Below are 15,334 nucleotides of genomic sequence, written 5' to 3'. Positions count from 1 at the left end.
CGTAATCACCCCTTCCGATCATGAACAGGCACAATCAAGGCATGTCGCACCGCCCGATATCCGCCCCCGAACAGACCGGTTTCTCGGTCCGCGCGGCGGCCGAACGGCTCGGCATCCCGACCGCGACCCTGCGCAGCTGGAATCGCCGCTACGGTATCGGCCCCGCACAGGATCGCCCGGGCCGGCACCGGCTCTACACCGAAGGCGATATCGCGCTGCTGACGCGGATGGTGGATCTGATCCGCGCCGGGTCCACGCCGGCCGGCGCGGCGGCGGCCGCCCGCGGTTCCGCTCTGTCGTTCGGTGACGCGGCCGCGCTCGTGTCGGCGGCCTTCGATCTCGACACCGACGTGGTCTGCGATCTGGTCGAGAAGCATCTGCGCATGTACGGGGTGATCGACACCTGGGATGGCTTGTGCCGCCCCGCCTTCGCGAACATCGTCGGCCGCCAGCTCGCGGGCGAGGGCTGCGTGGACGTGGAGCATCTGCTGTCCTGGGGCATCGTCGCGGCCCTGCACCGGACCGTGCCGCCGGCCACGGCCCGCATGTCCGCGCCGCTGATCCTCGCCTGCACCGGCGGTGAAACCCATTCTCTGCCATTGGAAGTGCTGCGCGCCGCGCTCGCGGAACGAGAGGTGGGGGCGCGCATGCTCGGGCCGGATGTCCCGACCGCGGCCCTGGCCGACACGCTGGCCCGCGTCCCGGTTCCGGCCACGGTCGTGCTGTGGTCGCAGCAGGAGGCGACGGCCCTCACCTCCGCGATCCGCGCCTGCGCCGACGCTCAGGCGATGGTCTATGTCGGCGGTCCCGGCTGGGACACTCTCATCCTGCCCGAATCCGCCCGGCGGCTCGCCGATCTCACCGAAGCGGTCGAACTGCTCAGCGCGTCCGCGGCGCGGTAAGCGCATCGAGCGCCTCCTCCAGCGAGCGCAATCGCGAGACCTCGGCCTCGCCGCCGGCGTGTTCCCAGCCCGGCCCGGCGGCGAACACCGACCCGGCCCCGGCGGTGGCCACCCGGAGCGATTCGAGCGACGCGGTGCCCGGCGATTGCGACCACAGCACGACCGCGGCCGGGCGGTGTCGCCGGGACAGAGCGCGCTCGAGTGCCTCCGGCGGAACCGACGCACCGAGCAGGAGCGCCGCGGTTCCGCATTCGGCCAAGGCCGCGCGCAGGACTTCGAGCGGCAGCACATGCTGCTCTCCGGCGGTGCAGGCCAACATGATTCGGGGTTCCCCCGCCGCGTCCGCCACCGCCGGAACCGCACGATGCAGGCTCGTCGTGGACGCCCAGGACAGCAGGTGCTCGACCTCGATATAGCCTTCGCCGCGGCGCTGGCGATCGACGATCTCCGCGAAGGCGGGGCGGCACAACAGATTCCAGGTGTCGCCCACCCCGTGATGGGCCACGTGCGCCGACAGCAGCGTCAGCAACCGGGCGACATCCATGCGCTCCGCCGCGGCCAGCACCGGCCTGACATCGCCGCGGCGCGGGGCCGGTTCGGCGACGGCCCGCGCGGCCCGCGCGGCACTGCCGGGACTCGCGCCGGCCCGCACCAACTCGACCATGCGGGTGACCATCGCCAGGTCCGTCGAGGTGTAGGACCGGTGCTCCCCGGGCCGATGCCGCTGTGGGCCGATGCCGTAACGCCGATTCCAGCTGCGCAAGGTCGCCACGGGAACACCCACCCGCCGCGCGACCGCGCCCACGGTGAACTCGGCCACCGCGCCCGACTGCGTCCCGCCCGGCCCGGAAGTCACGTCCGCACCGCACCGTGCGCCGCGAGCCGGTGTCGCCGGCCACGACGCCACTCGTGGAGCGCGCCGGCCGCGCACAGCACTCCCCAACCGCCGGTCACTGCCAGCGTTTTCACCTGTTCGGGCCGTCCGCGCAGGGCATGGGCGAACACCAGGGTGTCGGCCGCGTCCGAAGCGACACGCACGACGATCGCGGTGCGCCGCGCGCGCGGATCGGAGGTCAGCAGCATCGCCAGGCCAGAGGCCAGGTCGCGCAGGGCGATCAGCCGCGCCGCGGCTCGCGGCTCCGATTCGAGACCGGAACCCAAACCCGTGGGCCGCAACAGGATCTCGGGTCGCAGAGCGACGGCGAGACCGTAGGCGGCCGTCGCCGCGCCGAGGATCCGGGTGGGCGTGGTCGGATTCATCGTGCACCGCCGTCCCGCTCGCGCAGCACGAGGTGCACGACATCGAGATAGTCCGAGCGGAATCCGGCCTCGGAGTAGGCCAGGTACAACCGCCACATCCGCTGGAAGACCTCGTCGAATCCCAGGTCGGCGACGTGGTCGGCGGCGGCGGTGAACCGTTCCAGCCACAGGCGCAGCGTGTGCTCGTAATGGTGGCCCAGGCTGCGGCGATGCGTGATCCCCAGGCCGGTGTGCGCCGAAAGAAGCTGAGCGAGCAGGGTTTCCGAGGGCAGGAACCCGCCCGGGAAGATGTACTCCTGGATCCAGGTGTGCGTTCGCCGCGCGGCCCGCAGGCGGTCGTGGGGCATGGTGATGACCTGCAGAGCGATGCGCCCGCCGGGCGCGAGCACCCGTTCGAGGGTGGCCAGGTAGCCGGGCAGGTAGTCGTATCCGACCGCCTCGATCATCTCCACCGAGACGACGGCGTCGTAGCGCCCGTCGACGCGACGGTAGTCCAGCAGCTCGATCGACACCCGGTCGGTCAGCCCGGCGGCCGCGACCCGCTGCCGGGCGTGACGCTGTTGCTCGGAGGACAGGGTGAGCGACCGGACCGTCGCGCCCCTGCGTGCCGCCCGCAGCGCCAATTCGCCCCAGCCGGTGCCGATTTCGAGCACCGTGCTGCCCGGCCCGACCCCGGCGTCGTCGAGCAGCCGATCGATTTTGCGATGCTGCGCCGCGGCGAGATCGTCCCAGGTCGGTGCCGGTTCCAGGCGTTCGAACAGCGCCGCCGAATAGGTCAGGGTCTCGTCGAGGAAGGCCGCGAAGAAGTCGTTGGACAGGTCGTAATGGTGCGCGGCGTTGCGGCGGGCACCCGCGGCGGTCGCCCTGGTGGCCCGCGGGTGTCGCGGGAGCAGCAGCGGCCGGAACACGTGCAGTGGCCTGGGCACCACTGCGCGGATGTCGGCGGCCAGCACCGTCAGCCCCGCGGGCAGATCCGGGGCGCTCCACTCGCCGGCCATGTACGCCTCGCCGAACCCGATGAGACCGGAGACCGCGATCCGCCGGGCGAAGGCGTCGGGATCGTGAAGCACCAGGCGGGGCGCATCCGGGTCGTCGAGCGCGCCGCCCCAGCGTTCACCGCCGGGCAGTTCGATCCGCAGCGGAAGGCGTTGCACCGCACGCTCGAACAGGGCCAGGACGACCGGGCGGCCGAGTGCGGACCGCGGGCCGATCGGCACCGGCGGCGGTGCGATTCGGTGCGCACCGGAGACGGCGGGCGGCCGTGCGAACGAGGATCGGCTCATGTCAGGACCTCCCGGGAGGCAGCCGACGGGCGGGCAGTGATGGGCAGGCCCCGGCGCCACAGGCGTAGGCCTTGCCAGCGGATCAGGGCGGTCACCCGCAGCGTTTCGACCGGGTGCGCCGCCAGTACCCGGGCCACGGTGCGCCGGTTCGCGGGCAGCACTTGCCCGCTGACGGTCCCGGCGAAGACGGCGCGGCCGTCGGTTCCTTCCAGCGTGATCGCCACCCGGAGCCGATCCGTGGGTTCCGGAGCCCGCAGCCGGTACCGTCCGGCGGCGGGAGTGAACGGGGACACGTAGAACTCCTTGGCGACAATCGCTTCCGGCCGCGCGGGCGCCAGGTAGCGGTGCCGCTCGCCGTAGGTGTTGTGGACCTCGGCGATCACCCAGCGCAGTGTGCCGTTCGCGTCGTGGCACCAGTAGACGGTGAGGGGATTGAAGACGTATCCGAGCACCCGGGCGTTGGCGAGCATGAGGATGCGTCCATCGCCCAGTTCGATTCCGGCCGCGGCCAGGTAGTCGATCACATTGGCGCGCAGGGTGGCAGCGGGGTCGCCGAGGTGGTCGCGGGCACGGAAGCTCGCCAAGCAGCGCCACGGCCACGACAGTGCGGGCAGTTCGTCCAGGTCGACCAGCCAGCTGTAACTGCGATAGGTGAAGGCGTGCCGCACCGGCGCCAGTCGTGTGTGGTGAATGACGGTGCGCACCAGTCTCGCTCGGGTCATGACGACTCCCGGATGGTGACAGCCGGGGTCGATGGGCTCCCGTGCCACCGGCCGCCGATCCGTTCGGCGGCGCGTACGCCGGACAGTGCGCCGTCCTCGTGGAATCCCCAGCCGTGGTAGGCACCGGCGAACGCCACTGTGTGGTCCCCGATTTCGGCGAGCCGGCGGCGCGCGGTCATGGATTCGGGTGTGTACCGGGGGTGTTCGTAGTCCATGGTCGCGAGCACGGACTCGGGCGCCACCCGGCCGTCGTCGCCGAGGGTGACCAGGAACCGCCGATCGCCCGGTCCGTCGGGCAGGCGTTGCAACCGGGTCAGGTCGTAGCTGACCTGGACCCGCTCCGGGGTGGCCGTGCAGTGCGGCAGCCGGTAGTTCCACGAGGCGCGCGCGCCGGACCGCCGGGGCAGCACCGAATCATCGGTGTGCAGCAGCACTCGATTGGCCGTATAGGGCAGCCCTCCGAAGATGTGCGACTCGGCGATGGTCGGCGAATCCAGCAGGCGCAGCGCCTGTTCCGGGTGGGTGGCGATGACCGCGGCGTCGAAGAACTCCACCTCGTCGGCATCGTCACGCACTCCGACGGTGTGCGCGCCACGGTGCACCGAGCGGACCGGAACCCCGGCGCGCACCTGGTGCAGGCGGGCGGCCACGGCCCGCACATAGCTCGCCGAGCCGCCGGTGACGGTGCGCCAGGTGGGCGATCCGAACACGGTGAGCATGCCGTGATGATCGAGGAACGTGAACAGGTAGCGGGCCGGGTAGCGCAGGGCCAGCCGTGGCGGACACGACCAGACCGCCGCCACCAGCGGCACCATGAAATGTGCCGTGAAGTAGGGCGTGAAGGCGCAGTCGGTGAGGAACTCGCCGAGGGTGCGCGGTTCGTCGGCGCCGGTGGCCAATTCGGCTCGCGCCAGCCGGTGGAAGCGGGTGATCTCACCGAGCATGCGCAGATAGGGCGGGCGCAGCAGGACCGAGGGTTCCGGGATCAGTCCGCGCGGCCCCTTCGCTCCGGCGTACTCCAGGCCGCAGCCGTCGCAGCGCACCGACATCGACATGTCGGATTCCTGTGTGCGCACGCCCAGTTCATCGAACAACCGCAGCAGCGTCGGGTAGGTGCGGTCGTTGTGCACGATGAACCCCGAGTCCACGCCGAGGCGATCGCCGGAGCCGTCCGCGCGCACGGGCACCCGATGGGTGTGGGCATGGCCGCCGAGCCGCGAATCCGCCTCGTACAGCACCACTTCGCAGTCGCGGGCCAGCACCCAGGCGGCGGTGAGGCCGGACACTCCGCTGCCGATCACCGCGACGCGGCGACGGGCCGCCCCGGTCAGCGCGCGCACAACGGCTCGATTCCGTCGAAGCCGCCGGTCACCGGTGAGGTCAGGAACAGGCAGGGATCCATGCCCGCCGCGTCGATGCCCGCGCGGATGTCGCTCCACTGCCCGGCGTCGGGCGCGGGCGTACGGGAGAGCACGAAACCGGCTGTGCGGCCGGGGTTCACGACGACCGACCAGCGGTAGTCGGGATCCAGCGCGGTGACGATGTAGTTGGTCGCCGGATCGGACTCCCCCCGGAAGCTCACCCCCAGTTGCGCGTTGGTGGCCGGATCGGTGATGCGCGCGGTGCCGGTGATCTCGTCACGGGTGCCGAGCCAGGTGGTGCAGGAGTTCCGCACGGTCAGTCCGTCCGGTGTGGGGGTGTACTCGGCCCGGGTGTCGCGTGCGCAGGCGAGATTGAACGGCTGTGGGATCGCCGCGAGCTGCAGCCAGGTTCCGGTATACCGGGACACCTCCAGCATCGGCACCGGCGGCGGAGGTGCGGCGGCCGCCCGGGCGGCGAGCGGCCAGCAGGCGGGCAGGACCGCGGCGGCGGCCGCGGCGCGCAGCCATCGGCGGCCGCGCAATGGACTGGTGTGCATGGTTCCTCCGCCGGTTGGGCGTGCGCCGGTCGGTTGTTCCCGGCTCCTGGTTGTCGATGCTAGCATTCAATCGATGCAAAAACGATGCATCAGTTGAATCTATGCCCGGCATCGAGCGACGCGAGCGAAAGGCGAGACAGCATGAGCGCACAGCACGTCCTCGACGACCTCCTGGATCGCACGGTCGTACTCGGTTACGGCCGCCTCGGTCACCGGCTCCGGCGCGGGTCGTGGCCGTCGATCCCCACCGATGCGCTGCGCGGCCGCACCGCCCTGGTCACCGGCGCGAACTCCGGGATCGGCAAGGCCATCGCGACCGGGCTGGCGGAAGTCGGCGCGGCGGTCACCCTGGTCGTGCGCGACCGCGAGCGCGGCGTCGCCGCGGCGGCGGAGATCACCGCGGCCGTGCCCGGCGCGGCGGTCGGGGTCACATGCTGCGATGTCTCCGACCTGGCCGCCGTCCGCGATGTCGCCGCCGACCTGGCCCGACAGGTCGATCGCGTCGACGTGCTGGTCCACAACGCCGGAGTGCTGCCGCCGCGGCGAACCGAGAACCCACAGGGCCACGAGCTCTGCCTGGCGACCCACGTGCTCGGCCCCTTGCTGATGACCGAGGCGCTCGCACCACTGCTGACCCGCTCGGCGGCGGCGCGGGTGATCCTGGTGTCCTCCGGCGGCATGTACACCCAGGCCCTGCACCCCGGCGACATCGAGTACCGGGCGACGCCCTATCGCGGCGCGACGGCCTACGCGCGCTCCAAGCGCATCCAGGTGGCCCTCACCCCGATACTCGCCGATCGATATGCGCCGCAGGGAATTTCCGTGCACTGCATGCACCCGGGCTGGGTGGACACCCCCGGCATCTCGGCGGCACTGCCCCGCTTCCGCCGACTGGCCGGACGGCTCCTGCGCACACCCGAGCAAGGCGCGGACACCGCGGTCTGGCTGGCGGCCACCGACGTCCCGTCCGGGCGCTTCTGGCACGATCGCCGCGCCCGGCCGGAGCACTACCGGGCCGGGACCCGCACGTCGGCCGCCGACCGGGAACGGGTGTGGCAGTACTGCGCCGCCGCGGCGGGCTTGCCCGCTAGGTGACTCAAACAGAATATCGATGCATAAACAGTGCATCGGTATCCGCAGCGGCAAAGCGCTGGACCGAGGCTCGCCAGTGCCATGGCCGCGACCGCCCCGCGATGAACAACGCCACGACAGGTGCAAAGGATCAGCGATGAGCCAATCCCGCTACCGTGCAAGGTAATTCATATAGCTGCCGACCTGCCACGACCGTCCGACAGCCCCGCGACCTCGACTCCGCCCGGCGACCGGGCTGCGGTCAGAGTCCTGTTGTCAGGACCACGCGGAACCGGGCTTTCCCACTGAGGGCGTGGCGATATGCGGCGGGCGCATCGTCGAGCGGCCGCTCCTCGATCATGGCCCGGATGCCGGTGACGGCGGCGAAGTCGAGGGTGCGCTCGATGTCGCGGGCGGTGCCTGCCGGGTGCCCGCGCACGGCCCGGGACTGAAAGATCAGTTGGAAGGGGCTGACCGGGATCGGCGTCGGAACCGCACCGATGACGATCAGTTCACCGTCCGTGGACAGGCCGTCGATGGTGGCGGCCATCGCCTCGGAGCTCGCGGCGGTGGCTTGAACGACGCGGGCGCCGCCGAGACGACGGAGTTCGGCGGCGACATCCTGGGCTGTGGAGTCGATGTAGTGCCGGGCCCCGAGTTTCGTAGCGAGCGGTTCCTTGTCCTCTCCCCGTGCGATCGCGACGGTGTCGAAACCCATCTTCGCGGCGAACTGGACACCGAGGTGCCCGAGCCCGCCGATGCCGAGGATCGCGACCAGATCGCCGGGGCGCGCCTGGCTCCGGCGCAGCGAGTTGTAGGTGGTCACTCCCGCGCAGGCCATCGGTCCGGCGTCGACCGCGGTGAACTCGTCGGGGATGCGGGCGATCGCGCTGGCCGGCACGACCACGGCGTCGGCATAACCCCCCGGATACTGCCAGCCCGGCACCTGGAGGTTCTCGCAATGCATGAAGTCCCCGTCACGACAGTGGTCGCAGTACAGGCACGCACCGCCGAACCAGCCGACGGCCACCCGGTCGCCGGGACGCCAGCGCGGTACGCCCTCGCCGACCGCGTCGATACGACCCGCGATCTCATGGCCGGGCGTCAGCGGGAACGTCACACCTGGCAACGCATTGGTGACGAACGCGTTGTCCGAGTGACAGATACCGCAGGCTTCGACGGTGACCCGCACCTGTCCCGGCCCCGGATCGGGTATGTCGCGAGTGGTCAGGAACAGTTCGCCGTCCGGATGGTCCACCTGGACGGATCGGATGCTGGGCATCGGAAGAACTCCCTCCGGCTGTGAGCGGGCCTGAAACGCAGTCCTGTCCGTCACGGTCCTCCATCGGACCGCCGGGGCACCTTCGAGGGTAGTGCCCCCAGTCCTTCCTGTGCATGGATAACCGACGGTCCCCGACCGTGCCCGGGGCCCGACCAGGGTTCGGCACTGGTCGGCGGTCATGGGCGAGGCGGCTTCCCGGGCGTGCTGCAGGGTTCCACCAGCTCCGCTCTGGTGCACATCGCGCCCCCCGATCCTCGTCGTCCGGCCCGTCGTGCTACCTACCAAGCGTGTCGTCTACGGCCGTGACGTGACCGGGCACCGCGTCGACGAGCCGGTGCTGGTCTCGATCGACCTCGACAACGTCAAAGTCAGCTGACCCTCACGGCCGTGGCCGCGGCGCGGTGGTCGCGGCCACGGCTTGGGGCGAGTGCGTCGGGTCGTCAGGAGGCACCCAGGGCCGCGCCGGACGGTGGGGTGGGAGGTGCCAATGGTGCTGCCGGGCAGTGTGTTCAGCGATTCGGAGGAAGTCGGCGACGGCTGCATTGTGCGGTTCGTCGCGCCAGGCGATACACCACGGGTAGTACGGTTGCAGCTCCGCGGGATGGTGAATCGGTACTCCAGACTCCGCGTATCGTGCTGCGTAACTTTCGAATTCGAGGACATAGCCCGACTCGGTGGCACGGTGCATGGCGGCCAGGCAATGCCCGAAGGTACCGGGGTTACCCAGCCATCGCATCGACATCCCGCTGGCGCGTTCGAGGGTTGTGAGATAGTCGCCGTGCGCGTTGTACAGCCCGGACGCGGGCGTGTCGGCGAAGACCTCCACCGGGCGTTCGAACAGGGATACCGAGGCCTTCGGCGGATCGCCCGGGCGGCCGACCAGCAACATCGGTTCGAGACGCAGGCGATGAAATTGCCAGCCGGTCGGATTCAGCGCGACCATCTCGGCCGTGACACGCAATATCGCGACATCGAGCCGGTTGTTCAGCAATGCGTCCAATTGCCGCCGGCTGTCCAGCGAGCGCTCGACGAGCCGGACATCGGGATAGGCGGCAGCGAAGGCGTCTGCGACGATCCGGCTGGTCTGCAGCTCGAAGATGTGGGCGATGCGCACCATCGCGGACTCGACGGGGTGTTCGCCGATGCGGGCGGCCAGGGCGATCAACTCCCGAGCATCGGAGAGGACCCGGTGTCCGTGCGCAGTCAGTGTCACATGGCGACTGTCACGTTCCAGCAGTCGCACGCCGAGCTGATCCTCGAGCTTGCGAATCTGCTTCGACAGCGCCGGCTGGCTGATGTAGACCTTGGCTGCGGCGCGCCCGAAGTGCAGCTCGTCGGCGACGGCGACGAAGTAGCGCAGTCGGCGTATGTCCAGGTCCACAATTCGCCCTCACTCTTCGATCCCCGCGGCCTCGAACGCATCCTCGCCTGCAAGTATGCCGTCTCGGTTATCGATCTGGGCTGGATATGACTTGGACATCCGCGGGGACGCGATGGTGGACTCGGCAGGGGCCGTGGGCGCCGGGCGATGCGCCGTCGAACCCGCTGGCGCCGCCGCAGGTTCGCGCAGAGAGGGATCGACATGCCGCAGTCCGCTACCCCGGTGGTGTTCATTCACGGCTTGTGGCTGCATGCCACCAGTTGGGGCCCGTGGGTCGAACACTTCCGCGCCGCTGGATACGCTCCGATCGCTCCGGGCTGGCCGGGTGAGCCCGACACGGTCGCGTCCGCGCGCGAGCATCCGGATGCGGTCGCGAACATTGGAATCGACGATGCCACAGCGCATTTCGCCGAGATAATCGACACCCTGCCTGCCGCACCGATCATTGTCGGCCATTCCTTCGGCGGCCTCATCACCGAGAAGCTCCTGGGCGAGGGGCGCGGCGTCGCCGGAGTCGCGATCGATCCGGCGCAGATCAAGGGAGTCCTGCCGCTGCCCCTCGCGCAGCTGCGCGCCGGCCTGCCGGCATTGGGAAACCCGACCAACTTGCACAAGGCGGTCTCCTTGACCGAGAAGGAATTCCGATTCGGATTCGGGAATGCGGTGTCCGAGCAGGAATCCGACGAGCTGTTCGAACGGTGGACCATTCCCTCACCGGCCCGCCCGCTGTTCCAGGCCGCCGCCGCCAACTTCGTGCTGCACTCGCAGGCGAAGGTGAACACCGGCAACGCGGATCGAGGTCCGCTGCTGCTCATCTCGGGTCTCGAGGACCACACGGTGCCCGATGTAGTCACTCGATCGACATTGAAGCAGTACCGCGACTCCACCGCGGTGACCGAGTTGAAGCAGTTCGAGGGCCGTGGCCATTCACTGACGGTGGACAGCGGCTGGAAGGACGTCGCCGACGCCGTGCTCGCCTGGCTGGCCGACCAGGGTCTGTAGTAACCGACCGGACGAAGGAGCGCCTGCCATGGATCTCGGACTGACCGACGTGCTCGCGGTGGTCACCGGCGCGAGCCGGGGTATCGGTCTGGCCATCACCCGGACCCTCGTCGAGGAAGGCGCGATCGTGGTCGCCGCCGCCCGCCACACCGGTGACGAGCTGCGCGCACTCGCCGACGGCGGCCGGGTACATCCGGTCGAGGTCGATCTGTCCACCCCGGAGGGCGCGATCGATGTGGCTGCCGCCGCCGAGAAGCTCGGTGACACAAGAATTCTGGTCAACAATGTCGGCAAGGTCACGCCCCGCCTGACCGGGTTCCTCGACGTCACCGACGACGACTGGCTGGGCACCCTCACTCTGGATCTGCTGGCCGCGATCCGAACCACCCGCGCCGTGCTGCCCGCCATGCTCGGTGCCGGGCAGGGCAGCATCGTCATGATCAGTTCGGTCAATGCCACGCTCGCCGATCCGGCGGTGATCGATTACAGCGCCGCGAAAGCCGCTCTCACCAATACCGCGAAGTCGCTGTCGAAACAGCTCGGCCCCCACGGCATCCGGGTCAACACCATCAGCCCCGGCCCCGTCGCCACCGACCTGTGGCTGAGCGACACCGGTGTCGCCCACGCGATCGCCCGCGCCACCGGCGGCGACGCCGATGACGTCGCGCGGTCCGCGGCAGCGGCATCCGTCACCGGCCGCTTCACCCGCCCCGACGAGATCGCCGACCTCGCGGTCTTTCTCGCCAGCGAGCGCGCCGCGAACATCACCGGCTCGGACTTCGTGATCGACGGCGGCCTGCTCACGACCACCTGAGCGTCCGTGCTCGAGGCGCGGTCTCGCGGGCCGGAGCGATCACACCCGGGCGATTCCACCGTCGACGAACAACACCGGTTCGCTCAGCTGAGCCTGGCGCCGCCCGCCTGATTCGGGACACAGCTGTCCAATCGCCGGGGGGACCGAGCGTCGAGTGGCCTTGCCGCGCGGGGTCGGCGGAGTCTACGGTCGAGGAACCCGGGTCGCAGGGAGTCAGCCGTGGCGTCGACAGTGCAGCGACGTGGTCCGATCGGCTTTCTGACCGATCGGTTCACCATCACCAGGCAGGAATGGCTCCGCCTGGCCGGGATCGTCGCGGTGGTCGTCGGGTTGCATGTGATCGGCTGGGGCACGCTGATCGGGATCGTGGCCCCGCGACATTTCAGCGTCGGCGACCGGACGCTCGGGTTCGGGGTCGGGCTGACCGCCTACGTGCTGGGGCTGCGGCATGCTTTCGACGCCGACCATATCGCCGCCATCGACAACACCACCCGAAAGCTCATGCACGACGGGCAGCGGCCGCTGTCGGTCGGGCTGTACTTCTCGCTCGGGCATTCCACCGTGGTGTTCGGGCTGGCCCTGCTGCTGTCGGTGGGCGTGAAAGCGGTGGCCGGGCCGGTGGCCGACGATTCCTCGGCGCTGCACCGCTACTCCGGTGTGGTCGGCGCCGCGGTGGTGGGCGGCTTCCTCTATCTCATCGCGCTCATCAATCTCGTTGTGCTGACCGGGATTCTGCGGGCGGTGCGCGGGTTGCGTTCGGGCCGCTTCGACGAGGCCGAGCTGGAGGACCGGCTCGCCGGGCGTGGGTTCGTGACCCGGCTGCTGGGCCCGGTGATGAAGTCGATCTCCCGGCCGTGGCAGCTGTTCCCGATCGGGCTGCTGTTCGGCCTGGGCTTCGACACCGCCACCGAGGTCGCGCTGCTGGTGCTGGCCGGGACCAGCGCGGCGGCCGGGCTGCCCTGGTACGCCATCCTGTGCCTGCCGGTGCTGTTCGCGGCCGGAATGAGCCTGCTCGACACCCTCGACGGCACCTTCATGAACTTCGCCTACGGGTGGGCCTTCGCGCAGCCGCTGCGCAAGGTCTACTACAACCTCACCGTGACGGCGCTGTCGGTGGCGGTCGCCCTGATCGTGGGCACGGTCGAACTGCTGAGCCTGCGTGGCGCGGGTTCCGACCCCGGTGGCATCGATTCGACACTGCTCGGCTGCCTGGTCGTCGGTGTTTTCGTCGGTGTCTGGGTGATCGCCCTGGCCGGGTGGCGCTTCGGCCGCATCGAGCAGCGGTGGGCCGGTGCGCCCCGGGTGGAGACAACCGCCCGCGCACCCGAGGCCGGGGAGTAGCGTGGGTCTTCTCCGATCGTCGAATCGAGGCCCGTGTGCACGAGATGGCGATAACCTGCAGCCTGGTCGAGGCCGTGTGTGAACACGCGGCCGGTCGGCGGGTGCACAGTGTGACCGTCGAGGTCGGGGCGCTGTGCGCGGTGATCCCCGCCGCGATGGAGTTCTGTTTCGAGATCGCCGCGGAGGGAACCGTGGCCGAGGGCGCGCGGCTCGAGATCGCCGTGATTCCAGGCAGTGCGTCGTGCCGATCCTGCGGCGACCGATTCCAGGTCGCCGATCCGATCCTGTTGTGTCCCTGCGGCAGCGCCGACGTGGAAATCACCGCGGGGCGCGAGCTGCGTATCCGGTCCTTGGAGGTGAGCCGGGAATGTGCGCCACCTGCGGCTGCGGTGATGACGGATCAGCCGTGATCACCGTTGTCCCCCACCACCATTCACCCGAGCACGATCATCCGCACCGGCACGACGGCGGCGCGGGCGACCATGTGCACGGGCACGGTCCCGGCGAGCACGTGCACCTCGCGCCGACCGAGACGATCACTCTCGAACAGAAGGTGCTGGCGAAGAACGACGCACTGGCCCGCGCGGTCCGGCGCCGGCTGGCCGAGCAGGCCATCCTGGCGATCAACCTGACCAGCTCCCCCGGCTCGGGCAAGACGACCCTGCTCGAGCGCACGCTGCGCGACCTCGCCGACACCTCGATCGCGGTGATCGAGGGCGATCAGGAGACCATGCTCGACGGCGAGCGCATCCGCGCGACCGGGCGGCCGGTGGTCCAGGTCAATACCGGCGCCGGATGCCACTTGGACGCCGCCATGATGGACAGCGCGCTCACGGCGCTGTCCCCCGCCCCCGGCACACTGCTGTTCATCGAGAATGTCGGGAATCTGGTCTGCCCCGCGCTTTTCGACCTGGGCGAGCACGCGAAGGTCGTGGTCATCTCGGTGACCGAGGGCACCGACAAACCGTTGAAATATCCGCACATGTTCGCGGCCGCCTCCCTGGTGCTGGTCAACAAAATGGACCTGCTGCCCTACGTGGATTTCGATGTGGAGCGGTGCCGCGAGTACGCGAATTCCATCAATCCCGGGATCGGCGTGCTGACGGTGTCGGCGACCACGGGAATGGGCCTGGCGAACTGGTACGAATGGCTGTTCGAACAGACGTCCGCCCTGCTCAGCGATCTTGAGGAAGGTCTGCGCCGAGAATAGACTGGCGTGATCAGGGTCACATTTCGACGCGATTCCGAGCTGTATGGGAACCACGCAGGTGGCCACCAGCTTCTGAAGGGCGGCATTCATGCCAACTGGCGAAGCAGTCAAAGCCGAAGAGACGCTGATCCATGTGCTGTGGATCAACGCAGGCCTCAGTTGTGACGGTGACTCGGTGGCGTTGACTGCCGCCACCCAACCCAGTGTCGAGGAGATCGCTCTCGGATCCCTTCCGGGACTGCCGAAGGTCGCCGTCCACTGGCCGTTGATCGATTTCGAATGTGGCCCCGCCGGGGGCGCCGATGACTTCCTGGAATGGTTCTTCAAGGCCGACCGCGGTGAACTCGAGCCGTTCGTGCTGGTCGTGGAGGGCTCCATTCCGAACGAGCAGCTGCACACCGAAGGCTATTGGTGCGGGTTCGGCAACAACCCCGACACCGGTCAGCCGATGACCACCAGCGAATGGCTGGATCGCTTGGCGCCCAAGGCAACCGCGGTGGTGGCGGTGGGCACCTGCGCCACCTACGGCGGCATCCACGCCATGGCGGGCAATCCGACCGGGGCCATGGGTGTCCCGGACTATCTGGGCTGGGACTGGCAGAGCAAGGCGGGCATCCCGATCGTGTGCGTGCCGGGCTGCCCGATCCAACCGGACAATCTCTCCGAGACCCTGACCTATCTGCTGTACATGGCGACCGGCCAGGCGCCGATGATTCCGCTCGACGAAGCGCTGCGTCCGAAATGGCTTTTCGGCGCGACCGTGCACGAGGGTTGCGACCGGGCGGGCTATTACGAGCAGGGCGATTTCGCGCACGAATACGGTTCGCCGAAGTGTATCGTCAAACTCGGCTGCTGGGGTCCGGTCGTGAAATGCAATGTGCCCAAGCGTGGTTGGCTCAACGGCGTGGGCGGGTGCCCGAATGTCGGCGGTATCTGCATCGGCTGCACCATGCCCGGATTCCCGGACAAATTCATGCCGTTCATGGACGAACCGCCGGGCGGAAAGCTGTCCTCCGCCGCCTCCGGACTGTACGGATCGGTGATCCGCAGCCTGCGTCACATCACGGCGCGCACCGTGGACAAGGAGCCGCATTGGCGGCATCGGGGCACCGAGCTCGAGACGGGTGCGCGACGCACCTGGTAGGAGA

General features: G+C 69.5%; 17 protein-coding genes. 9 read left to right on the top strand and 8 right to left on the bottom strand.

Annotated elements, in window-relative coordinates:
- The first annotated feature begins 41 nt into the window (after positions 1-41).
- A complete protein-coding gene (locus ABZ412_RS03955; protein ID WP_357276043.1) occupies positions 42-902 on the top strand; it encodes a MerR family transcriptional regulator in 861 nt (286 codons plus the stop codon).
- Here ABZ412_RS03955 and ABZ412_RS03950 read toward each other — a convergent pair.
- Genes ABZ412_RS03950 through ABZ412_RS03925 form a run of 6 tightly spaced genes read right to left on the bottom strand, consistent with a single transcriptional unit; the run spans position 880 to position 6,085 of the window.
- The gene (locus ABZ412_RS03950; protein ID WP_357276040.1) at positions 880-1,758 is read right to left on the bottom strand and encodes a MerR family transcriptional regulator; all 879 of its coding nucleotides are present in this window, start codon (positions 1,756-1,758) and stop codon (positions 880-882) included. The genes ABZ412_RS03955 and ABZ412_RS03950 overlap by 23 nt on opposite strands.
- Positions 1,755-2,162, bottom strand: coding sequence for a hypothetical protein (locus ABZ412_RS03945; protein WP_357276038.1), 408 nt, complete (start codon positions 2,160-2,162; stop codon positions 1,755-1,757). The genes ABZ412_RS03950 and ABZ412_RS03945 overlap by 4 nt, the downstream gene beginning before the upstream one ends.
- A complete protein-coding gene (locus ABZ412_RS03940) occupies positions 2,159-3,445 on the bottom strand; it encodes a class I SAM-dependent methyltransferase (RefSeq protein WP_357276036.1) in 1,287 nt (428 codons plus the stop codon). Before ABZ412_RS03940 ends, ABZ412_RS03945 begins: the two co-directional genes overlap by 4 nt.
- Entirely contained in the window at positions 3,442-4,167 is a 726-nt protein-coding gene (locus ABZ412_RS03935) for a DUF1365 domain-containing protein (protein ID WP_357276034.1), read from the bottom strand. Before ABZ412_RS03935 ends, ABZ412_RS03940 begins: the two co-directional genes overlap by 4 nt.
- Positions 4,164-5,507, bottom strand: coding sequence for an FAD-dependent oxidoreductase (locus ABZ412_RS03930; RefSeq protein WP_357276032.1), 1,344 nt, complete (start codon positions 5,505-5,507; stop codon positions 4,164-4,166). The genes ABZ412_RS03935 and ABZ412_RS03930 overlap by 4 nt, the downstream gene beginning before the upstream one ends.
- Positions 5,495-6,085: a lipocalin family protein gene (locus ABZ412_RS03925; protein WP_357276030.1), complete on the bottom strand. Its 591-nt coding sequence runs from the start codon at positions 6,083-6,085 to the stop codon at positions 5,495-5,497. Before ABZ412_RS03925 ends, ABZ412_RS03930 begins: the two co-directional genes overlap by 13 nt.
- Before the next feature lie 141 nt (positions 6,086-6,226).
- Between ABZ412_RS03925 and ABZ412_RS03920 the strand changes: the two genes are divergently transcribed.
- Positions 6,227-7,180: an SDR family NAD(P)-dependent oxidoreductase gene (locus tag ABZ412_RS03920; protein ID WP_357276027.1), complete on the top strand. Its 954-nt coding sequence runs from the start codon at positions 6,227-6,229 to the stop codon at positions 7,178-7,180.
- 238 nt (positions 7,181-7,418) lie between these two features.
- On the opposite strand, the gene ABZ412_RS03915 is transcribed toward ABZ412_RS03920, so the two are convergent.
- The gene (locus tag ABZ412_RS03915; RefSeq protein WP_357276025.1) at positions 7,419-8,438 is read right to left on the bottom strand and encodes an alcohol dehydrogenase; all 1,020 of its coding nucleotides are present in this window, start codon (positions 8,436-8,438) and stop codon (positions 7,419-7,421) included.
- Between the two features lie 379 nt (positions 8,439-8,817).
- Complete coding sequence (locus ABZ412_RS03910) at positions 8,818-9,768, bottom strand: LysR family transcriptional regulator (RefSeq protein WP_357277110.1); 951 nt, start codon at positions 9,766-9,768, stop codon at positions 8,818-8,820.
- Between ABZ412_RS03910 and ABZ412_RS03905 the strand changes: the two genes are divergently transcribed.
- From ABZ412_RS03905 to ABZ412_RS03875, 7 genes are all read left to right on the top strand, one after another.
- Positions 9,652-9,909, top strand: coding sequence for a hypothetical protein (locus tag ABZ412_RS03905; protein ID WP_357277163.1), 258 nt, complete (start codon positions 9,652-9,654; stop codon positions 9,907-9,909). The genes ABZ412_RS03910 and ABZ412_RS03905 overlap by 117 nt on opposite strands.
- Positions 9,910-10,020: 111 nt before the next feature.
- Positions 10,021-10,821, top strand: a complete 801-nt coding sequence (locus tag ABZ412_RS03900) for an alpha/beta fold hydrolase (protein WP_357276023.1) — start codon at positions 10,021-10,023, stop codon at positions 10,819-10,821.
- 28 nt (positions 10,822-10,849) lie between these two features.
- Positions 10,850-11,635: an SDR family oxidoreductase gene (locus ABZ412_RS03895; protein ID WP_357276020.1), complete on the top strand. Its 786-nt coding sequence runs from the start codon at positions 10,850-10,852 to the stop codon at positions 11,633-11,635.
- A 231-nt stretch (positions 11,636-11,866) separates the two neighbouring features.
- A complete protein-coding gene (locus tag ABZ412_RS03890; protein WP_357277107.1) occupies positions 11,867-12,976 on the top strand; it encodes a HoxN/HupN/NixA family nickel/cobalt transporter in 1,110 nt (369 codons plus the stop codon).
- 35 nt (positions 12,977-13,011) lie between these two features.
- The gene (hypA, locus tag ABZ412_RS03885) at positions 13,012-13,386 is read left to right on the top strand and encodes a hydrogenase maturation nickel metallochaperone HypA (RefSeq protein WP_357276018.1); all 375 of its coding nucleotides are present in this window, start codon (positions 13,012-13,014) and stop codon (positions 13,384-13,386) included.
- Entirely contained in the window at positions 13,344-14,186 is an 843-nt protein-coding gene (hypB, locus tag ABZ412_RS03880) for a hydrogenase nickel incorporation protein HypB (RefSeq protein ID WP_357276015.1), read from the top strand. Before hypA ends, hypB begins: the two co-directional genes overlap by 43 nt.
- 88 nt (positions 14,187-14,274) lie before the next feature.
- Entirely contained in the window at positions 14,275-15,330 is a 1,056-nt protein-coding gene (locus ABZ412_RS03875) for a hydrogenase expression protein HypE (RefSeq protein WP_357276013.1), read from the top strand.
- Positions 15,331-15,334: the final 4 nt, after the last annotated feature.

The sequence above is a fragment of the Nocardia sp. NPDC005746 genome, assembly GCF_040630785.1.
GTDB lineage: Bacteria > Actinomycetota > Actinomycetes > Mycobacteriales > Mycobacteriaceae > Nocardia.
The sequence above is the reverse complement of the archived record's forward strand: the minus strand, read 5'-3'. Positions and strand labels throughout refer to the sequence as shown.